At 45.4% G+C, this 20462-nt stretch carries 30 protein-coding genes; 6 read left to right on the top strand and 24 right to left on the bottom strand.

Annotated elements, in window-relative coordinates:
- Window positions 1–8: 8 nt before the first annotated feature.
- From secY to FTU50_RS00925, 23 genes are all read right to left on the bottom strand, one after another.
- Window positions 9–1328 (bottom strand): preprotein translocase subunit SecY, encoded by a 1320-nt coding sequence (secY, locus tag FTU50_RS01035; protein WP_171065119.1) that lies wholly within the window; start codon window positions 1326–1328, stop codon window positions 9–11.
- Window positions 1329–1373: 45 nt separating this feature from the next.
- Window positions 1374–1814, bottom strand: coding sequence for a 50S ribosomal protein L15 (rplO, locus tag FTU50_RS01030; RefSeq protein WP_005180254.1), 441 nt, complete (start codon window positions 1812–1814; stop codon window positions 1374–1376).
- Window positions 1815–1817: 3 nt separating this feature from the next.
- Complete coding sequence (rpmD, locus tag FTU50_RS01025; RefSeq protein WP_005180256.1) at window positions 1818–1994, bottom strand: 50S ribosomal protein L30; 177 nt, start codon at window positions 1992–1994, stop codon at window positions 1818–1820.
- 6 nt (window positions 1995–2000) lie between these two features.
- Window positions 2001–2498 carry a 30S ribosomal protein S5 gene (gene rpsE, locus FTU50_RS01020; RefSeq protein ID WP_005180258.1) on the bottom strand — a complete coding sequence of 166 codons (498 nt, stop codon included), beginning with the start codon at window positions 2496–2498 and terminating at the stop codon, window positions 2001–2003.
- A gap of 2 nt (window positions 2499–2500) precedes the next feature.
- Window positions 2501–2851 (bottom strand): 50S ribosomal protein L18, encoded by a 351-nt coding sequence (rplR, locus tag FTU50_RS01015; protein ID WP_005180260.1) that lies wholly within the window; start codon window positions 2849–2851, stop codon window positions 2501–2503.
- 14 nt (window positions 2852–2865) lie between these two features.
- Window positions 2866–3399: a 50S ribosomal protein L6 gene (rplF, locus tag FTU50_RS01010; protein ID WP_005180261.1), complete on the bottom strand. Its 534-nt coding sequence runs from the start codon at window positions 3397–3399 to the stop codon at window positions 2866–2868.
- 13 nt (window positions 3400–3412) lie between these two features.
- Window positions 3413–3808 (bottom strand): 30S ribosomal protein S8, encoded by a 396-nt coding sequence (rpsH, locus tag FTU50_RS01005; RefSeq protein WP_180046999.1) that lies wholly within the window; start codon window positions 3806–3808, stop codon window positions 3413–3415.
- A gap of 12 nt (window positions 3809–3820) precedes the next feature.
- Window positions 3821–4126, bottom strand: a complete 306-nt coding sequence (gene rpsN, locus FTU50_RS01000; protein WP_180047001.1) for a 30S ribosomal protein S14 — start codon at window positions 4124–4126, stop codon at window positions 3821–3823.
- 9 nt (window positions 4127–4135) lie between these two features.
- On the bottom strand, window positions 4136–4672 hold the full coding sequence (gene rplE, locus FTU50_RS00995; RefSeq protein WP_005180272.1) for a 50S ribosomal protein L5: 537 nt from the start codon (window positions 4670–4672) through the stop codon (window positions 4136–4138).
- Window positions 4673–4688: 16 nt separating this feature from the next.
- Entirely contained in the window at window positions 4689–5006 is a 318-nt protein-coding gene (gene rplX, locus FTU50_RS00990) for a 50S ribosomal protein L24 (protein ID WP_005180274.1), read from the bottom strand.
- Between the two features lie 9 nt (window positions 5007–5015).
- Window positions 5016–5384: a 50S ribosomal protein L14 gene (rplN, locus tag FTU50_RS00985; RefSeq protein ID WP_001982634.1), complete on the bottom strand. Its 369-nt coding sequence runs from the start codon at window positions 5382–5384 to the stop codon at window positions 5016–5018.
- Between the two features lie 91 nt (window positions 5385–5475).
- Complete coding sequence (rpsQ, locus tag FTU50_RS00980; RefSeq protein ID WP_019836860.1) at window positions 5476–5733, bottom strand: 30S ribosomal protein S17; 258 nt, start codon at window positions 5731–5733, stop codon at window positions 5476–5478.
- Window positions 5730–5927: a 50S ribosomal protein L29 gene (rpmC, locus tag FTU50_RS00975; RefSeq protein ID WP_180047003.1), complete on the bottom strand. Its 198-nt coding sequence runs from the start codon at window positions 5925–5927 to the stop codon at window positions 5730–5732. Before rpmC ends, rpsQ begins: the two co-directional genes overlap by 4 nt.
- On the bottom strand, window positions 5927–6340 hold the full coding sequence (rplP, locus tag FTU50_RS00970) for a 50S ribosomal protein L16 (protein WP_005180280.1): 414 nt from the start codon (window positions 6338–6340) through the stop codon (window positions 5927–5929). Before rplP ends, rpmC begins: the two co-directional genes overlap by 1 nt.
- A 3-nt stretch (window positions 6341–6343) precedes the next feature.
- Entirely contained in the window at window positions 6344–7096 is a 753-nt protein-coding gene (rpsC, locus tag FTU50_RS00965; protein WP_005180281.1) for a 30S ribosomal protein S3, read from the bottom strand.
- A 1-nt stretch (window position 7097) separates the two neighbouring features.
- Complete coding sequence (gene rplV, locus FTU50_RS00960; RefSeq protein WP_180047005.1) at window positions 7098–7427, bottom strand: 50S ribosomal protein L22; 330 nt, start codon at window positions 7425–7427, stop codon at window positions 7098–7100.
- An 11-nt stretch (window positions 7428–7438) separates the two neighbouring features.
- The gene (rpsS, locus tag FTU50_RS00955) at window positions 7439–7714 is read right to left on the bottom strand and encodes a 30S ribosomal protein S19 (protein ID WP_001138119.1); all 276 of its coding nucleotides are present in this window, start codon (window positions 7712–7714) and stop codon (window positions 7439–7441) included.
- A 20-nt stretch (window positions 7715–7734) separates the two neighbouring features.
- Window positions 7735–8559, bottom strand: a complete 825-nt coding sequence (rplB, locus tag FTU50_RS00950) for a 50S ribosomal protein L2 (RefSeq protein WP_180047007.1) — start codon at window positions 8557–8559, stop codon at window positions 7735–7737.
- 11 nt (window positions 8560–8570) lie between these two features.
- Complete coding sequence (rplW, locus tag FTU50_RS00945) at window positions 8571–8891, bottom strand: 50S ribosomal protein L23 (RefSeq protein WP_005180285.1); 321 nt, start codon at window positions 8889–8891, stop codon at window positions 8571–8573.
- Complete coding sequence (gene rplD / locus FTU50_RS00940) at window positions 8888–9490, bottom strand: 50S ribosomal protein L4 (protein WP_005180287.1); 603 nt, start codon at window positions 9488–9490, stop codon at window positions 8888–8890. The genes rplW and rplD overlap by 4 nt, the downstream gene beginning before the upstream one ends.
- A gap of 11 nt (window positions 9491–9501) precedes the next feature.
- Window positions 9502–10140 (bottom strand): 50S ribosomal protein L3, encoded by a 639-nt coding sequence (rplC, locus tag FTU50_RS00935; RefSeq protein ID WP_005180289.1) that lies wholly within the window; start codon window positions 10138–10140, stop codon window positions 9502–9504.
- Between the two features lie 59 nt (window positions 10141–10199).
- Window positions 10200–10511 (bottom strand): 30S ribosomal protein S10, encoded by a 312-nt coding sequence (rpsJ, locus tag FTU50_RS00930; protein WP_005180291.1) that lies wholly within the window; start codon window positions 10509–10511, stop codon window positions 10200–10202.
- 266 nt (window positions 10512–10777) lie between these two features.
- Window positions 10778–11530: a type 1 glutamine amidotransferase gene (locus FTU50_RS00925; RefSeq protein WP_168397467.1), complete on the bottom strand. Its 753-nt coding sequence runs from the start codon at window positions 11528–11530 to the stop codon at window positions 10778–10780.
- 161 nt (window positions 11531–11691) lie between these two features.
- On the opposite strand from FTU50_RS00925, the gene FTU50_RS00920 reads away from it, so the two are divergent.
- On the top strand, window positions 11692–12879 hold the full coding sequence (locus FTU50_RS00920; protein ID WP_180047010.1) for a PLP-dependent transferase: 1188 nt from the start codon (window positions 11692–11694) through the stop codon (window positions 12877–12879).
- A 55-nt stretch (window positions 12880–12934) separates the two neighbouring features.
- On the opposite strand, the gene FTU50_RS15465 is transcribed toward FTU50_RS00920, so the two are convergent.
- Window positions 12935–14641 (bottom strand): vWA domain-containing protein, encoded by a 1707-nt coding sequence (locus tag FTU50_RS15465; protein WP_257222765.1) that lies wholly within the window; start codon window positions 14639–14641, stop codon window positions 12935–12937.
- 238 nt (window positions 14642–14879) lie between these two features.
- Here FTU50_RS15465 and FTU50_RS00910 point away from each other — a divergent pair, with 238 nt between their 5' ends.
- The 5 genes from FTU50_RS00910 (at window position 14880) to FTU50_RS00890 (ending at window position 20393) form a co-directional block, all read left to right on the top strand.
- A complete protein-coding gene (locus FTU50_RS00910; protein ID WP_180062600.1) occupies window positions 14880–16463 on the top strand; it encodes a helicase HerA-like domain-containing protein in 1584 nt (527 codons plus the stop codon).
- A gap of 149 nt (window positions 16464–16612) precedes the next feature.
- On the top strand, window positions 16613–17824 hold the full coding sequence (hmpA, locus tag FTU50_RS00905; protein ID WP_005180299.1) for an NO-inducible flavohemoprotein: 1212 nt from the start codon (window positions 16613–16615) through the stop codon (window positions 17822–17824).
- Between the two features lie 92 nt (window positions 17825–17916).
- On the top strand, window positions 17917–18360 hold the full coding sequence (locus FTU50_RS00900; protein WP_180047014.1) for an Rrf2 family transcriptional regulator: 444 nt from the start codon (window positions 17917–17919) through the stop codon (window positions 18358–18360).
- A gap of 96 nt (window positions 18361–18456) precedes the next feature.
- Window positions 18457–19296 carry a ribosome biogenesis GTP-binding protein YihA/YsxC gene (gene yihA / locus FTU50_RS00895; RefSeq protein WP_005180304.1) on the top strand — a complete coding sequence of 280 codons (840 nt, stop codon included), beginning with the start codon at window positions 18457–18459 and terminating at the stop codon, window positions 19294–19296.
- Window positions 19297–19445: 149 nt separating this feature from the next.
- Window positions 19446–20393 carry a metal-dependent hydrolase gene (locus tag FTU50_RS00890; RefSeq protein WP_127801050.1) on the top strand — a complete coding sequence of 316 codons (948 nt, stop codon included), beginning with the start codon at window positions 19446–19448 and terminating at the stop codon, window positions 20391–20393.
- Window positions 20394–20462 lie beyond the last annotated feature (69 nt).

The raw sequence follows: 20462 nt of genomic DNA, 5'->3' as shown, positions 1-20462 counted from the left end.
AAGTGCGCTTATCCCTTAGGATGAGCAGTCGTTTTTCTCATTAACGTTTGATTATCGTACTGGTGCGAGGTGAGATGTGCTTGAAGCTGAGCCATAAAGTCCATCACGACTACCACAACGATCAATAATGAGGTACCACCCAAATAGAATGGAATACCAAACGAGCTCTGCAATACCATCGGCATCAAGCAGACCACTGTGATATAAATCGAACCAATAAAGGTCAAACGATTGAGAATATGATCTAAGTAACGAGCAGTTTGCTCACCTGGGCGAATACCAGGCACATAAGCTCCGCTGCGTTTCAAGTTCTCTGACACTTCTTTCGGACTAAAAACTAGCGCGGTATAGAAATAACAGAAAAAGATAATTAACGCACCAAAGAGCACCAAATACAATGGCTGTCCAGGCGACAATACGAGTGCCAGATCTTGCAAGCTACGCTTGATAATCCCTGCATCAGGATCCGCACTTCCTACCCATTGACCCAGACTGGCCGGGAACAACAGCAGAGAGCTGGCAAAAATTGCCGGAATCACACCTGCCATATTAATTTTTAATGGCAAATGGGTTTGCTGTGCAGTAAATACACGACGACCTTGCTGTTTTTGAGCATAGTTTACCGGAATACGACGTTGCGCTTTCTCGATAAACACAATGGCTGCCAGTACCGCCAGTGACAACAGACCAAAAATCACCAGACCAATCAGGCTGGTTTGACCATTATCGACTGAAGATAGCGATTGCAAAATCAGATTTGGCAATCCGGCAACGATACCGGCGAAGATGATCATGGAAATACCATTGCCCACCCCACGTTCGGTAATCTGTTCACCCAACCACATCAGGAACATTGTACCCGCCACCAGCGAGGTGACTGCCGGAACGTAAAACGCAAGACCTGACGTTAAGGTAATCCCTTGACTGATCAGACCTGCACACATCCCGATTGCCTGTACTAAGGCAAGGAACAAGGTACCTTGGCGCGTATATTGATTAATCTTACGCTTGCCCTGCTCGCCTTCTTTCTTTAAAGCTTCCAGCGAAGGAACCACGGTTGACATCAGCTGCACGATAATCGACGCAGAGATGTAGGGCATGATCCCGAGAGCAAGAATCGACATTCGCTCTAATGCACCACCCGAAAACATGTTAAACAAACCCAGGATAGTACCTGAGTTTGCATTAAAAAGATTTTCAAGTGCGGCATTATTAATGCCTGGTACTGGAATATGCGCTCCTAGTCGAAATACCAATAACGCACCAATGAGAAACATCATTCGGCGAATAATTTCACGATATTTCACGTGAAATGGTTGGCCTTTCATCATATGTACATGACCTGAAGAACTAGGAGACATAGACACTGGAGATTACTCCTCGACTTTACCGCCAGCAGCTTCAACAGCAGCTTTAGCGCCTTTAGTCAATGCAACACCTTGAACAGTGAAAGCACGAGTAATTTCACCAGAAAGTACGATACGCGCACGGATCATGTCTTTACGCACAACGTTCGCCGCTTTTAAAGTTTCTAGGCTAACGATGTCGCCTTCAACTTTAGCAAGCTCAGATAAACGTACTTCAGCAGTTTTTAAAGCGATTTGGCTAGTGAAACCGAATTTAGGTAAACGACGATATAACGCAGTTTGACCACCTTCGAAACCTGGACGTACGCCACCGCTCTTACGTGATTTTTGACCTTTGACACCACGGCCACCAGTCTTACCTACGCCAGAACCGATACCACGGCCCAGACGACGGTTTTCACGTTTAGCACCTTCTGCAGGTGCAAGTTCATTTAAACGCAGAGTCATGGCTTATTCCTCTACACTAACCATATAGTAGACTTGGTTGATCATACCACGGTTAGAAGGCGTATCTTGCACTTCTACAGTATGACCAATACGACGCAGACCTAAACCTTTCAGGCAAAGCTTGTGATTTTTCAAGCGGTGCGATGCTGATTTAGTCTGGGTAACTTTAATCGTTTTCATGATTGATTACCCTTGAATTTGTTCTACAGTCAGACCACGTTTCGCAGCGACTTTCTCAGGAGAAGTCATATCACGCAGACCGTTGAAAGTCGCGTTTACTACGTTCGCAGCATTTGTAGAGCCATAACATTTTGTTAATACGTTACGCACGCCAACAGCCTCTAGAACTGCACGCATAGCGCCACCCGCAATTACACCAGTACCTTCAGAAGCAGGTTGCATGTAAACGCGGCTTGCACCGTGACGAGCATGAATAGGATGCTGAACAGTACCGTCAACAAGGTCAACAGTAATCATGTTGCGACGAGCAGCTTCAAGCGCTTTAGAAATAGCAGCTGGAACTTCACGCGCTTTACCACGACCAAAACCTACGCGACCATTACCGTCACCCACAACAGTTAATGCTGTGAAAGAGAAGATACGACCACCCTTAACAACTTTGGCAACACGATCAACGGCTACCAGCTTTTCAACAAGACCTTCGTTTTGTTCAACTTTAGCCATGATTAGAACTCCAAGCCGTTTTCACGAGCAGCATCAGCCAAGGCTTTGATACGACCATGATATTTAAAACCAGAACGGTCAAATGCAACTTTAGTTACACCAGCTGCTTTCGCACGTTCTGCGATTAAAGCACCAACTTTCTTGGCAGCTTCAACGTTACCAGTTGTACCAGCACGTAAAGTAGCATCTAAAGTAGAAGCTTGCGCTAAAACTTTGCCACCATCTGCTGAGATAACTTGAGCATAGATGTGACGCGGAGTGCGGTTTACACACAAACGAGTCGCACCCAATGCACGGATGTGCAAGCGTGTGCTTTTCGCACGACGCAAACGGGATTGTTTCTTTTCGTTCATAAGAACCTCGCGCCTTATTTCTTCTTAGCTTCTTTACGAAGTACAACTTCGTCAGAATAACGAACACCTTTACCTTTATATGGCTCTGGTGGACGGTAACCACGGATCTCAGCTGCTACCTGACCTAATAATTGCTTGTTAGCAGATTTCAGGATGATTTCAGTTGCAGTAGGAGTTTCTGCAGTTACACCTTCAGGAAGGCTGTAATCGATTGGATGAGAGAAACCAAGGTTAAGGTTAACAACAGTACCTTTAACCGCAGCTTTATAACCAACACCGATCAGTTGTAACTTACGTTCGAAACCTTCGTTCACACCTTTTACAAGGTTGTTTAATACAGCGCGAGCAGTACCAGCTTGCATCCAAGCGTCTTTCGACTCTTTTACTGGAGCAACTTGAAGAGTACCATCTTCCTGTTTTAGCTCGACCAGCGCATGCAGGTTGAAAGACAATGTACCTTTGCTGCCTTTCACTTCGACCTGCCGGCCGTTCTGAGTAACTGTTACACCGTTAGGTACAGTTACTGGGGCTTTAGCCACACGAGACATGAGGAATCACCTATTAAGAAACAAAAGCAATAACTTCACCACCAATACCCGCAGCACGTGCAGCGCGATCAGTCATGATGCCTTTGCTTGTAGAAACAATTGCAATACCTAAACCTTGCTTAACGCTTGGAAGTGCATCTTTACCGCGATACTGACGTAGACCAGGACGGCTTACGCGTTTCACAGTTTCGATAACTGGTTTGCCTTCGAAATACTTTAATGTCAAAGTAAGAGTTGCTTTGCCTTCAACGTCAGCAACTTCTACATTGGCAATATAACCTTCTTGTTGAAGTACGTTTGCAATCGCAACTTTCAACTTAGAGTTAGGCATAGAAACAGTTTGTTTCTTTGCCATTTGAGCGTTACGAACACGCGTTAACATGTCGGCAACGGTATCTTGCATACTCATTCTAGTCGCTCCTTACCAGCTTGCCTTAACAACGCCCGGTACATCACCTTGCATTACTGTGTCACGTAATTTGTTACGGCCTAAACCGAACTTACGGAAGTAACCATGAGGACGACCAGTTAAACCACAACGGTTACGAAGACGCACTGGAGACGCATTACGTGGTAATGCTTGTAACTTCATCATCGCTTCGAAACGCTCTTCGTCGCTTGCATTTACGTTTGCAATAACAGCTTTTAATTCAGCACGTTTTTCAGCGTATTTCGCAACAGTAGCTTCGCGTTTCAATTCGCGATTAATCATACTTTTCTTAGCCATATCGACCTCTTATTTGAACGGGAAGCCGAATGCACGCATAAGCGCACGGCCTTCGTCATCGGTGCGAGCAGTCGTAGTGATGGTAATATCCATACCACGAATACGATCAATCTTATCGAAATCGATTTCAGGGAAAACGATTTGTTCTTTAAGACCCATAGAGTAGTTACCACGACCATCAAATGATTTCGCAGAGAAACCACGGAAGTCACGGATACGAGGGATCGCGATAGAGATCAAACGGTCTAAGAATTCGTACATGCGTTCGCCGCGTAAAGTAACTTTACAACCAATCGGCCAACCATCACGGATTTTAAAACCTGCGATAGATTTACGAGCTAACGTAAGAACTGGCTTTTGACCAGCGATAGCTTGCATATCAGAAAGAGCACCATCAAGGAGTTTCTTGTCAGCGGCAGCTGCACCAACACCCATGTTGATAGTGATTTTAGTGATGCGAGGGATCTCCATCACATTCTTAATGCCCAATTGTTCTTGTAATTGAGCTTTAAGTTCGTCGTTGTAACGTGTTTTAAGTCTGGCCATTGCCTATTTCAACCTATTACTTCGCTACCGCCACTGATTCACCATTTGATTTGTAAACGCGAGTTTTCACGCCGTCAATCGTTTGGTAACCAACACGGTCAGCCTTTTGGGTTGTAGCATTAAAAATTGCCACGTTTGAAATATGAAGCGAAGCTTCCTGAGTTACGATGCCGCCTTCAGCGCCAGTAACACGGTTCGGCTTTTGATGCTTCTTAACCAGGTTAAGGCCTTCAACCTTAACGCGGTCATTAGAAACTGACAAAACAGTACCCTGTTTGCCTTTTTCTTTACCTGCGATCACGATTACTTGATCGCCTTTTTTAATCTTAGCCATGATTGCCTCTTATAGAACTTCAGGAGCCAATGAAATAATTTTCATGAACTGTTCAGTACGAAGTTCACGAGTCACTGGTCCGAAAATACGAGTAGCAATCGGCGCTTTGTTGTTGTTCAAAATAACGGCTGCGTTATCGTCGAAACGAATCACAGAACCATCTGGACGACGGATACCGAATTTTGTACGTACAACTACAGCATTCATCACGTCACCTTTTTTAACACGTGCGCGTGGAATTGCTTCTTTTACAGTAACTTTAATAATGTCGCCAACAGAAGCATAACGACGATGTGAACCACCAAGTACTTTAATACATTGTACGCGGCGAGCACCACTGTTGTCTGCTACGTCGAGCATCGTTTCGGTTTGAATCATTGCCCTACTCCAAAACCGAGCATCACCGGTCACAATTTCGAAAGGCTCAAAGAGTACTCGAAATTGACCGATGATGCAACAAGAACGTTAATTACTCAGCAGCTGCTTCAACAACTTCAACTAGAGTCCAAGACTTAGTTTTAGAAATTGGGCGGCTTTCTTTGATGGTTACAACATCACCGATTTTAGCGGTATTGTTCTCATCATGAGCGTGTAATTTGGTTGAACGGCGAATCAATTTGCCATACAACGGGTGTTGAACTTGGCGTTCAATAAGGACAACAATAGATTTTTCCATTTTGTCGCTTACAACTTTGCCAGTTAACGTGCGGACTGTATTTTGACTCATTGCCCGTTCCCCTGTTTTTCGGTAAGGAGGGTCTTGATGCGTGCAATAGTTTTACGAGTAAGCGCAACTTCATGCGATTTACCCAATTGACCAGTTGCTTTCGCCATACGAAGACGGAATTGGTTAAGCTGTTGCTCATCAAGCAAAGCTTTCAACTCTTCTACCGACTTTTCACGTAGATCTTTAGTTTTCATTACATTACCGTCCGAGTCACGATAGTGGTTTTAAACGGAAGTTTAGCAGCAGCAAGCTTGAATGCTTCAGTTGCTAATTCATCGTTCACACCTTCCATTTCGTACAGGATCTTACCTGGTTTGATTTCGCAAACCCAGTATTCCACGTTACCTTTACCGTTACCCATACGAACTTCTAATGGTTTTTCAGTAATTGGTTTGTCCGGGAATACACGGATAAAGATCTTACCACCACGTTTAACACGACGGCTGATTGTACGACGCGCAGCTTCGATCTGACGCGCAGTCATACGACCACGTTCAGTCGCTTTAAGTGCGATAGAACCGAAAGATACAGTGCTACCACGGTGCGCTAGACCAGTGTTACGGCCTTTTTGAACCTTACGGAACTTAGTACGTTTAGGTTGCAACATGGATTATTCTCCTTTTTCAGCAGAACGATCATTGCGACGACCACGACGCTCTTGACCTTCACCACGACCGCGACCGCGTTTAGCTGGACGTTCTTCAGCTGGAGCTGGGTTCATGACTTGTTTCATGCCGCCCAAGATCTCACCACGGAAGATCCAAACTTTAACACCAATCGTACCGTAAGTCGTTTCAGCACGCATAGTCGCGTAGTCGATGTCCGCACGAAGTGTATGTAGAGGTACACGACCTTCACGATACCATTCTGTACGAGCGATCTCAGCACCGCCTAAACGGCCAGAAACTTCAACTTTGATACCTTTGGCACCAGCACGCATAGTGTTTTGAACCGCACGCTTCATAGCACGACGGAACATTACACGCTTTTCTAATTGAGAAGCGATTGCTTCAGCAACCAGACGTGCGTCTAAGTCTGGACGATCGATTTCGTTGATGCTTACTTGCGCTGGAACGCCCATAATGTTGGTAAGTTCGCGCTGTAATTTCTCAATGTCTTCGCCTTTTTTACCGATAACGATACCAGGACGAGCAGTGCTAATAGTTACTTTAGCAGCGCCTGTCGGACGTTCGATAAGAATATTGCTTACCATTGCGTTCTTAAGTTTTTTAGTTAAAAACTCACGAACTTGAAGGTCTTTAAGCAAGTATTCAGCGTATTGTTTCGGATTCGCATACCAGTTAGCGTTATGACGTTTCACAACACCTAGGCGGATACCGATTGGATGAACCTTCTGACCCATATCAAACCCCTACCTTAACGGTGATGTGACAAGTACGCTTAGTAATACGATCTGCACGGCCTTTAGCACGTGGCATAATACGTTTCAGGCTCATGCCTTCATCAACGTAGATCGTAGAAACTTTAAGATCGTCTACATCTAAACTGTTATTGTGTTCAGCATTTGCAATTGCAGATTCCAACGCTTTTTTAACCAGTACAGCAGCTTTTTTGTTGCTGTAGTTCAGGATGTTAAGCGCATGCGCAACAGATTTGCCGCGAATAAGGTCTGCAACCAAACGTGCCTTTTGTGCCGAGATAGCGGCACCGCGTAATTTAGCAGTTACTTCCATCATAGCACCTATTAACGTTTAGACTTCTTGTCAACACCGTGACCACGATAGGTACGAGTTGGCGCGAATTCACCTAGTTTATGGCCAACCATGTGTTCAGTAACGATTACTGGAACGTGGTTACGACCATTGTGTACAGAAATTGTTAGACCAACAAAATCCGGAAGAATCATCGAACGACGCGACCAAGTTTTGATCGGCTTACGAGAGTTGCTCGCAACAGCCGCTTCAACCTTAGCGAACAAGTGCGCATCGACGAATGGGCCTTTTTTCAATGAACGAGGCATTAGTCAGATTCCTTTACTTGTTACTTAACGCGACGGTCGCGAATAATCATCTTAGTCGTACGCTTGTTGGTACGTGTCTTGTACCCTTTAGCTTTTTGACCCCATGGGCTTACAGGTTGAATACCTTTGTTACGCCCTTCACCACCACCGTGTGGGTGGTCAACCGGGTTCATCGCCATACCACGTACGGTAGGACGAACGCCACGCCAGCGTGAAGCACCTGCTTTACCAAGTGAACGCAAGTTGCTTTCTGAGTTAGAAACTTCACCCAATACAGCACGACATTCAACGTGTACTTTACGCATTTCACCAGAACGTAAACGAACGATAGCGTAAGAACCGTCACGACCCAACAACTGAACTGATGTACCAGCTGAACGAGCTAACTGCGCGCCTTTACCGATTTTAAGTTCGATGTTATGAAGTGTAGAACCGATAGGCATGTTGCGAAGTGGCAAGCAGTTACCTGGACGAATTGGAGCATCGTTACCAGACTGTACTTTATCACCAGCACGTAAGCCTTTAGGCGCAATAATATAACGACGCTCACCGTCAGCATACTTCAGCAGTGCGATGTGTGCAGTACGGTTAGGATCGTATTCAATACGCTCAACTACAGCAGGAATGCCGTCTTTGTTACGTTTGAAGTCAACGATACGGTAGTGCTGTTTGTGGCCACCACCAACGTGACGAGTCGTAATGTGACCGTTATTGTTACGACCACCAGTACGTTTTTTAGCTTCTACCAACGGAGCATATGGCGCGCCTTTGTGAAGGTGATCATGAACCACTCTCTCTACAAAGCGACGTCCTGGAGACGTTGGCTTACATTTTTGAATAGGCATAATTTTCGTCCTTATTCCGCTGCGGTTTCAGCGGTATCGCCCAAGTCAGCCATTTCAACATCTTGGCCAGCTTTCAGGGTGACGTATGCTTTTTTAACATCAGAACGACGTCCGATAGTTTTACCAAAGCGTTTAGTCTTACCTTTAGTGATAGTCGTGTTAACTTTAACAACTTCTACACCAAATAATTGTTCCACTGCTTTTTTGATTTCAAGCTTGTTTGCATTTAATGCAACCTTGAACACTTGAACACCAGCAGTTTCACCTAAAACTTGTGCTTTTTCTGAGAATACAGGTCCTTGTAGGACTTGATATAAACGTTCGTTGTTCATCCGAGTTCTACCTCAATTTTCTTAGCAGCAGCAACAGACATTACAACTTTATCGAACGCGATCAAGCTAACAGGATCGATTGCAGTAGCGTCAACCACATCAACGTGTGGAAGGTTGCGAGCTGCAAGGTATAGATTCTCATCTACAGCTTCAGTAACGATCAATGCGCGAGTTGCATTCAAGTCGTTCAGTTTTGCAAGCAATGCTTTAGTTTTAGGCGCTTCAACAGCAAACTCTTCAACTAATACAAGACGATCTTGGCGAACAAGTTCAGCTAAGATACATTGCATTGCACCGCGGTACATCTTACGGTTCACTTTTTGAGACCAGTCTTGTGGACGAGCAGCAAAAGTTTTACCACCGCCAACCCAGATTGGGCTACGAATAGAACCAGCACGAGCGCGGCCAGTACCTTTTTGACGGAATGGTTTTTTACCACCGCCAGAAACGTCTGCACGTGACTTCTGAGCTTTAGAACCTTGACGACCACCAGCTAAGTAAGCTGTAACAACTTGGTGTACAAGCGCTTCGTTAAATTCACGGCCGAAAGCTACTTCAGACAATTCAACAGCAGAGCCGGAAACAGTTTTTAAATTCACGTTATTTCCCCTCAGGCCTTGATAGTAGGACGAACAGTTACGTCGCCACCAGTAGCACCAGGAACCGCGCCTTTAACAACTAGAACTGAACGCTCTGTGTCGATTGCAACGATTTCAAGACCCTGTGTAGTTACGCGCTCAGCACCTAAATGGCCAGCCATTTTTTTGCCTTTGAATACGCGACCAGGAGTCTGGTTTTGACCTGTAGAACCTAGAACACGGTGAGAAACAGAGTTACCGTGAGTAGCGTCTTGAGTACGGAAGTTCCAACGCTTAACACCACCTTGGAAACCTTTACCTTTAGATGTGCCAGTTACGTCAACGATTTGACCAACTGTGAACAAATCTACAGTAAGCGTACCACCAACTTCACGACCTTCAAGCTCAGCTTCTGTAACGCGGAATTCTTGAACCAGACGACCAGCAGCAACACCCGCTTTCGCAAAGTGACCTTTCTGAGCGTTAGTTACACGAGATTCGCGACGTTCACCAGTAGTGATTTGAATCGCTTGATAACCATCAGTTTCAAGCGTTTTGATTTGTGTGATGCGGTTAGGATCAACCTCAATCACTGTAACAGGTACAGAAACACCAGCATCTGTAAAGATACGGGTCATACCGCACTTGCGACCGACTAAACCAATAGCCATGTGCATAAACCTCTAAAAAAGCGGCTTAATTAACTTAGAGCGTTAATTAACCGAAAGCCTTAACCCAATGCGATCTGAACATCAACACCAGCTGCAAGATCTAATTTCATCAATGCATCTACAGTTTTGTCTGTAGGTTGAACGATATCGATCAAACGTTTGTAAGTGCGGATCTCATATTGGTCACGCGCATCTTTGTAAACGTGCGGTGATGTAAGAACGTTGAAGCGTTCGATGCGAGTAGGCATCGGGATTGGACCACACACTTGTGCGCCAGTACGCTTAGCGGTTTCTACGATCTCTTGAGCAGATTGATCAATTAAACGGTGATCAAAAGACTTAAGACGGATACGAATTCTCTGGTTAGACATACCAGTTAACTCCAAGCCAAAATATATAAAGAATCACTCTTGACGCATCTCACCCCACTAATAAAGGCAAGTGTCAAGAGCAGTGAAATATCACTAAGGTCGTGATCGATGCCACGACTGTAACGATAGTTAACCACTTTCTTCGCGGTTAACCCCCTTAATATCAAAGGGTCGCCCATTATAACGATTGTTTAATGCATAAGCAAATCCTTTTGTGGCTTTTTACATCATTTTTCAAATATTTCGACAAATCAATTGTTTAATAATTATACAGCCCGCCGCTGCGCTGCAGTTTGCTGTAACACATAATCTATCGCCTGATTTAATATCTGATTTCCTTGAATAAATTTATTTTTATTGGCGCGCTGCAGCTGCTCTAGCGATTGCACATAAGGTCCCTGAAACAGGGCCAGCTCTTCTTCATCTTCCAGGAATAATTGCAGGCTTTCTGGCGTGGTTTCCGGGTGAAACTGAAAGCCCAGTACATTTTTGCCAATCTGATACATCTGATTGCGACAGGCATCATTTTCGGCCAGATGCACAGCCCCTTTGGGAATCTCGAAGCTTTCGCTATGCCACTGCATGACATTAAACTGCTCCGGCAACTGAAAATAGTCTGGTGGCACATGACTAACCTTGCGTACCTCGTGCCAGCCCAGCTCCTGTACAGGATTGCGACTGACGGCCGCGCCCAGCGCATTGGCGATCAGTTGCCCACCCAGACACAGACCAATGGCCGGTTTTCCCATGGCCAAATAACGCCTGAGCCAGCGTTTTTCCATTTTTAACCAGGGGAAATTGGCTTCATCATTAACGCTCATGGTGCCGCCCATGACAATTAACAAATCGACCTCCTCGATCTGCGGCAGCGCTTCAATATCCAGTGCTGAATCAACCGGCAAGGCAAAAAATTCTGTGGCACTGATCTCTGCATTTAACCGTTTTAAATGCGTATAACAACTTCCAAATCCTTCACCAGCAATATGCTGAAAATAATGTACTTTTAAATGCGACGCCATGCGCTGAAACCTGTTGTTGTAGCTATGCTTTTAGGTTTTGCAAAAATGAAGCCAACTTTAGCGCCGAGTGTTCAAAGTCAAATAAATACAGCCAGATATGGCACAACTGATCCTTTTCTCTTAAGCTAAATTCAATTGATTGTCCTGATTTGAGCGAAGTCGTGAAAAAAAATCCGCAAACCGAACTGATTCATGCACCACGAAAAGCCCCTCAACTGATTTCTACGGTTCAACCTCCCCTCTATCGTGCATCGACGATTATTTTTAACAACACCGATGCACTGTTTAATCGCCACTGGACCGATGCCTATGACTATAGTTATGGCACGCATGGCACGCCGACGACCTTTACTTTAGGTGACAACATCGCGCAGATCGAAGGCGGCCTCTATCACCTGCTGGCGCCGAGCGGCCTTTCTGCGATTAATCTGGTCAATTCCTGCTTGTTAAGTCAGGGCGATGAAGTCTGGGTTCCGGATAATATTTATGGCCCGAATATGGAGCATCTGCGTAATCTGCAGCAGCGTTATGGCATTGCCGTCAAAGTTTACAACCCGGTGGAGGTAGAAAGCTTTAACCCAAGCGATAAAGCCAAACTGTTATGGCTGGAAGCGGCTGGCTCGGTGACACTGGAGTTTCCGGACTTAAGCGGTCTGGTAAAAAAAGCCCAGGCTCATAACATTCTGACTGCGCTGGACAATACCTGGGGCGCAGGACTGGCCTTTAATGCCTTTGATTTTGGCGAGGACCACTTAAGCGTAGATCTGACCGTGCATGCCCTGACCAAATATCCAAGCGGGGGTGGCGATATTTTAATGGGCTCGGTGGTGACGCGCGACCAGACACTCCATCATCAATTATTCGGGATGCATGCCATTCAGGGGATTTGTGTCAGCGGGGATGATACGGCGCAAATCCAGCGCAGTCTGGCCTCCATGCAGCTGCGTTACCAGCAACAGTCACAATCAGCACTGACCTTGCTGAACTGGCTAAAACAGCAAAAAGAGCTGGTTCAGGTCCTGCATCCGGCTGATCCGGACAGTGCCGGTCATGCATACTGGAAAGACATCTGCAAGGAGGGTCACAGCGCCGGACTGGTTAGTGTGATTTTTGATGCGCAATACAATTTAAACGATATTCGAGCATTCTGTGATGCATTAACCCTGTTCAAGCTGGGCTTTAGCTGGGGGGGACCGGTCAGCCTGGTCATGCTATATAACTTAAAAGAAATGCGTGTGCTGGAACATTCACATTTAAAAGAGGGTTTCCTGGTTCGTTTCTGTATTGGACTAGAACATCCGGAAGATCTGCTTCAGGATATTAAACAGGCTTTAAAAGTCTTAGCTTAAATATCGACATAAAAAATTGGGCAATTTGCCCAATTTTTTACATTATCGTTTCGCTTTACTTAAAGTAATCATAGCTTACAGAAACAGTCTCACCTGCTTTTGGTAAAGCTGTTCCATAGAACACTAAACTTACGCCAGAATTACTATAAACTAGATCAAAGCCTTGTCGATGTGTTGTATCACGCGCAACATTTTGACCATTTACTGTCACTTTAACAGTTGAAGGTATTGGTACCTGTTTTAAACTAAACTGACTTGCAAGACCGGTTGCCACACGGATAATGTCATCAAATACCACATTCCAGCTTGTAGCATCAGCACAAATTGAAGCAGAAGCCCCACCAGTCAAACGTGCAATCTCTTTAAAGTGCCCTCCTCCTTCAGCAGATCCACCTTGACCATTACATTCAAATCCTGGTGTACTCCAAGAAATTGTAGGATCTGCAAAAGTTGGACGAATATGATCAGATGTACCTACAATCGAAAAGTAGGTAGTGTTTGTAGACAAGAAATAATTTTTATAATCATTAAAATCTCGTCGTGTATAGTTACTATATACTGGACTGGACTGCCAATATGTTTCATTTTCAGCCTCATCTGAAACAAACACCACTAAATTCTTCACGTTTGGACGGTCAAAACCAGTCAAATCTGCTTCACGAACGCAGTAAAAACCTGTTTCAGTAGCTGAACCATAAGTTCCAGGTTGAGCCAAGGTAGCCCATTCTTGCTCTGCATCTGGTGTATTTCTATCAATAAAATTAGTCGTTTTATCTTTTAAAGTTCTAAGTGACTTACATGCGTACGCATCCTGCGTATTCACTGCTAAGCGATAATCCACACCTGCCTGATTCAATGATTTAAAGAACTGTGCAGCACCATTTGCCAAGTTACGCTGTTCTTCAGACATTGAACCTGAAGAATCAATATTCCATAAAATGTCAACCGCATTTGCAGATTGTGTTGTTTGAGTAAAAGTTTCTTTTGCTGTAGCCACTTCAATAACAGCATTGCTACTTAAAGCACTAGCAATATTCAAATCACCATATTTTTGGTTAACTTTCTCACTATTACTCGCGACATAAGTATTTGCCCAAATATAACCTGATTGGTTTGCAAGCCAAAAAGATAGATTGAGACGTAATTTTTTATCACTTGCTTGTACGACTACAGGAGTAGTAACAGATGAATTTGAATTTAATACAGATAACAACAGATCACGAACTTTAGTCAGTTCATTGGCATTAGAAAAATCAATATCCAAAATTACATTAACAACCTCCCCTTGAGCATTCATGGATACACGGTTTGTTAAAATATTGACTTTTGCATTTTGTTTAACAAGGCTTTCAGTAAACAAACCTAAATAGAATTTACTAAATTGATCTAAGTCTTGGTTTGATACAACAGAATTTGATCTAGCTTGCGTCTGAGCAGAGGAAGTATTTAAAGCAACCTGCGAAGCAAAACCTGTTGCTTGTGCCTCATTATCATTATCATCTAACAATAAAACCGTCTGACCGGATGTTAATGTGATATCTGTAAAATATTCGGAATTTACTTCACCAAAAACTGCAATATTCGCTTTTTCACTTACTACAGTTGCAACATCTTGAATCGTAGTAACCGTTTCACTTGGCTGTTCTGGTTGAACTGGATCAGCAGGTTTTGTAGATGTTGAGCCATCTGAATCGCCACCACAGGCAGTTAAAAATACAGATGTTCCAACTAACATAGCTAATAATTGTTTATTGAATTTCATTGATACCCTCTAACCGTTTCCAAATTATTTAAAAAAACTTATTAATATTTTATTTTCCATAATGTTATTTAAAACAAAATGAGTTCTAAATATTACAAAAAATGAGCAATATTTCAACAAACAAGTTAAAATATTTCCAAAATATGCAAAATATTAAAAAAATGATTAATTTCACATTTTTTACAGTAACATGTAAACTACTGAAAAATATAAAAATTTATACAGGAATTTCAGGTTAATGAATACACCAATCATTATTGCTAAAAAAACCAGTGATACCACGCAAGATATTGTGCTGCATTCACAGCTTGCCAACCGTCACGGGCTGATTGCCGGTGCGACCGGAACTGGCAAAACGGTGACTTTGAAAGTGTTGGCAGAAAGCTTTTCCCGCATTGGTGTACCTGTATTTTTAGCCGATGCTAAGGGAGATGTTTCCAGCCTGGCCCAGCCAGGCGAAAGCAATCCTAAGTTTGATGAACGCATTAAAAGCCTGAATATTGACTCGATTCCTTTTGAAGCTTCGCCGGTTGTATTCTGGGATCTGTTTGGCGAACAAGGCCATCCGATCCGTACTACGATTTCTGAAATTGGGCCACTCTTGCTTGCCCGCATCCTAAACCTGAATGACACGCAAGAAGGTGTTCTCTCAGCAGTCTTCCGAATTGCTGATGATCAGGGCTTGTTGCTGATCGACTTTAAAGACCTGAAAGCCATGCTGAGTTATGTCAGCGAACATGCTGCAGACTTTAAAGCTGAATACGGTAATCTCTCGCCAGCTAGCCTTGGTGCGATTCAACGTAACCTATTGGCACTTGCAGATCAGGGCGGGGATAAGTTCTTTGGCGAGCCAGCACTAGACCTGATAGATTTCCTGCAAACGGATAGCCAAGGCCGCGGCAACATCAACCTGCTGGCTGCAGACAAGTTGATGCACACCCCGAAACTGTATGCGACCTTTTTATTGTGGATGCTATCAGAGCTGTTTGAACAGTTGCCGGAGGTCGGTGATATGGACAAACCCAAACTGGTGTTCTTCTTTGATGAAGCGCATTTACTGTTTGACAATGCCAGCCCGGCCCTACAGGCGAAAATTGAGCAGGTGGTCCGCCTGATTCGCTCCAAAGGCGTTGGAATTTATTTTGTCACCCAGAATCCGCTGGATTTGCCTGAAAGTGTACTGGGACAGCTCGGCAACCGGGTGCAACACGCCTTACGCGCCTTTACCCCCAAAGATCAGAAAGCGGTCAAAACCGCGGCAGCAACTTTCCGTGCCAATCCGGAATTTCAGGTGGAACAGGCCATTACCGAACTGGCCGTCGGTGAAGCTTTAATTAGCTGTCTGGATGAACAAGGCACGCCGCAGATTGTAGAGCGCGGCTGGGTGATGCCACCCTACTCCTCGTTTAGCCCGATTAGCCCTGAACAGCGCAAGGCACTGATGAGCCAGAGTATTGTCGCCGGTGTATATGAGCAGAGTCTGGACCGGGACAGTGCCTATGAAATGCTGCAACAGAAAGTAGCGGAACGCCAGCAACAGGCTGAACAGGCCGCGCTAGAACAGCAACGCGCCAAGGAACAGGAAGCCCTAGCCAAGCAGCAAGCTAAAGAGCAGGCTGCTTTAGCCAAACAGCAGGCGCGTGAGCAGGAACGTCTGGCCCGCGAACAGCAAAAAGAAGCTGAACGCACTGCACGGCAGCGTGAAAAGCTGACTCAGGACATTGTCGGTACCTTTGCCAAGAGCGCGGCCCGCACCTTAGGCGGCAGCACCGGACAGAAAATTGTCCGCGGATTATTAGGCTCCCTGTTTGGCCGAAAATAATCAAAAAACCGATAGGAACCGCTTTCATTATGGGATATTTTTATATCCCATAATTTTTTTATGGTTTTTTAAAAACAGTGCTTGCACTGGCGTTTTATAAAATGTATTTTAAATACATCTTATAAATAACCAGCCATGAGAGATCAGCCATGACTCCCCAGCAAATTGACCTTGTAAAAGCAACTGTTCCTGTTCTACGTGAAAATGGTGTGGCCCTGACCAGCTATTTCTATAACCGCATGTTGGGGAATAATCCGGACCTTAAAGAAACCTTTAACCTGGGTCATCAACGCAGTGGTGCGCAGGCGCAGGCACTGGCAGGTGCGGTACTGGCCTATGCAGAAAATATTGAAGATCCATCAGTACTGGCGCCAGTAATTGAACTGGTCGCACACAAGCATGTCAGTCTGAATATTCAGGCCCCGGACTATAATATTGTCGGTGAAAACCTGCTGCACTCCATCAGCGAAGTGCTGAACATTTCCATGGATGATCCACTGATTGATGCCTGGGCCGCCGCGTATGGCCAGCTTGCAGAAGTGTTCATTAATACCGAACGTGCCATTTACGAGCAGCATCAGCAAACTCAAGGCAGCTGGTTAGGCTGGCGTAATTTCAAAATCGCCAAGAAAGTGGTAGAAAGCGACGAAATTACCTCGTTCTACTTTGAACCGGTCGATGGTGGTGCCTTACCAAAATATGAAGCCGGCCAATACATTTCAGTACGTGTTTTTGTCCCTGAACTGGACCTGAAACAACCACGTCAATACACGCTGTCAACCAGCCCGCAGCAAGACTACTTACGTATTTCAGTGAAACGCGAACCGGGTAATGGCGCCGACAAGATTGCAGGCTGGGTATCTAATGCGCTGCATCAGCTGCCAGAAGGTGCAGAACTTGAAATTTCAGCGCCAACCGGAAACTTCTACCTGATCGACAGCAACAAACGTAATGTGTTCATCAGTGGTGGTGTTGGCTTAACCCCAATGATTGCGATGCTGAACCAGCTGGTCACTTTAGATGTGCCACAACCGGTGACCTTCATTCATGCCTGCCGCAGCAAACAGGTACATGCCATGAAACAGCATATTCAGGACATCAAGGCGAAGTATCCACGTATTCATACCTTTACAGCCTATGAATTCCCGAATACCGAAGATGTGTTAGGTCAGGATTATGATGTGGCCGGTCGTCTGGACCTGAGCACCATGGATGCTGCCTTATTACCGGAAAATGCTGATTACTATCTGTGTGGCCCAATGCCATTCATGGCCGAGCAGCAAAAAGCCTTACTGGCACGTGGTATTAAAGCCGAACAGATTCACAGTGAAGCATTTGGTACGGGTGGTGTACGTCACTAAAACCCCACACGTGTAAAACATAGGAGGGCTAGTCTGCTTATGGTAGACTAGCCTTCTTGTATTTCAACTTTGAAAAAAATATTTGTGCGATCATGCAATTAAATAAATTCACCGACTATGCATTACGTATTCTGCTGTATATCTCCCCACCGCGAGATCTGCCGTATACGATTGCGGAAATTGCGCAGGATTTGCATGTTTCCCAAAACCATCTGGTTAAAATTGTGCATTTCATGGGCAAACAGGAATGGCTGATTACCACCCGCGGTAAAGGGGGCGGCCTGCGTTTAAATCCGGATGCACGGGCACTGAAGCTGGGCCAGATCGTGCGTATTTTGCAACGTGAAACCCAGATTGTGGAATGTAATACCCCGCCGTGCGTGCTGCGCAGCCGCTGTGGCTTAAAAGGCATTTTAGATCAGGCGCTGGAACAGTTTTATCAGAGTCTGGACCAGTACACCCTGTCCGACGTGTTAAATACTCCTGCACCGGCACAGTGGAGCACACAATCGCCAATTCAGCTGATCAATCTCTGAGTTAGATAACTTTTGCACACGGCTACAGCAAAGTTCGCGTGTCTGCGCGAGTTGATCTATAATACCGCTTTGTAAAAGCAGTGATGAAGTTAAGTTATGCACCATAGCAGAGGAAAATCGAAAAACACTAAGGCCGCTAATGCGCCGAAGCAAAAGATTAGCTATGAGAAAAAGGCTGATCCTGCGATTACCGAATATGCCGTTCGTGCCCTGAACTGGCTACGTAAAGCCGAATTCCTGATGAGTGCGCCAAAGCTGAATCTCTGTGTAGAAGATAGCGGCTATGAAGTGGCCTTTGCCGGACGTTCCAATGCCGGCAAATCCAGTGCGATTAATGCTCTAACCAACCAGAAACAGCTGGCACGTGCCTCGAAAAAACCGGGCCGTACCCAGATGATCAACTTCTTTAGTCTGGGCAATCCGGAGCAGCGTCTGGTCGATTTACCGGGTTATGGTTATGCCGCAGTACCTGAATCAATGAAAATTGTCTGGCAAAAAGAACTGGAAAACTACCTGATTCATCGCAAGAGCTTACAGGGTCTGGTCTTGCTAATGGATATTCGCCATCCACTGCAACATTTTGATGTGATGATGCTGGAATGGGCTTATTCCCGTCATCTGTTTGTGCATGTTTTGCTGACCAAATCCGACAAGCTGAATCGTGGCCCGGCCAATAAAGTCCTGCTGGAAGTGAAACAGCAGCTGAAAAAGATGAAGCTGGATTTCTCGATTCAACTGTTCTCCTCGCTCAATCGTCAGGGTCTGGAAGAACTGGCCAGTGTAATGGCCGGTCGTCTGAACTTTACCCTGGAACAATCGCAGCAGTTTGATCTGGCCAGCATTCCGGAAGCCACGGCAGATGAACTGGAAGCAGAAGAGCTGCCGGATACAGAAGCTGTTGAACAGCTGACTGAAACGGCCGCCAAAGAGCCATAAGCTTTGCAACAACTCAAAACTGTCTGACAATAATTTACATCTATTGATATTGGAATGTCCCCTATTGCTAGTTTCAATGGGGGATATTTTTTTCATACTCATGCTGAGCATAATTTAAACCGCATCACATTTTAGAGGTGCAATACAGCATGAAAAAACTCCTCGCACGTTTTCGCCGTGCTGCCCGTGGCTCATCCATTGGCTACTTTATTCAACCGCGTAAAGTCCGCTTTGAATGGCAGGACACCCCCATCGACTGGATTCCGCAGCAGCCTTTTGCCAGTTATTTTATTAATGAAATTAACATGATTCTGCCGGCCGGCGAGTTCTGGTTTTGCCGGCTGTACAACAAGGTTTTGCCGCAGATTCAGGATGAAAAACTGAAACAGGATGTGCAGGCCTTTATCCGCCAGGAAGCCATGCACGCCCAGGCGCATAACTCGGCCAACAAGGATTATTTAAGCGAACGCCAGATTGATATTCAGCGCAACATCAGCCTGATGAACGGACTGTTTAACCAGTTACTGGCCGATCGGCCTTTAGGTCTGCAATTGCCGCAATGGAGCGAACGGCACTGGGATCTGTTCCGTTTAGGCATTGTTGCCACGGTAGAACACATGACCTGCGTGCTGGGTAAATATGCGCTGTATAACCGCGAATGGCAGCGTCAGGGTGCCGACCCGGCCATGCTGGATCTGGTCAAATGGCACGGCGCAGAAGAAATCGAGCATCGCACCGTGGCCTTTGACCTGTATCGGCATTTGGGTGGCAGTTATCTGGCCCGTTATTATCTGAGCCTGCTGGTGATTGCTGGAGTAATTGGTCTCTGGGTCGATGGTGCGGCGCATATTATGCGTCAGGACCCGCGTTATGCATCAATCCGGCCGGCCCTGTATAAACCGTGGATCTGGCGGGAATGGTACCGCACTGCACAGGCCAATAACGGCTTATTGCCCTCACCATTCTGGCTGGTATCACAGCAACTGGGTTATTTAATGCCGTGGTATGACCCGCTGCATGAAGCCAAAACCGAAGATGCGCTGGCCTATCTGCAAGCCTCCCCGGCGGCACAGCGCGCCCAGCTTAAAGTCGCGTAAAGCATCCACCTGGTGCAGAATTGCAGAGATACAATTGCCCGACACAGGCAGCACTGTGTCGAGCCAGAT

Source organism: Acinetobacter sp. YH12112, assembly GCF_013418945.1.
Classification (GTDB): Bacteria; Pseudomonadota; Gammaproteobacteria; order Pseudomonadales; family Moraxellaceae; genus Acinetobacter; species Acinetobacter indicus.
This window is presented reverse-complemented; position numbering and strand designations above follow the sequence as displayed.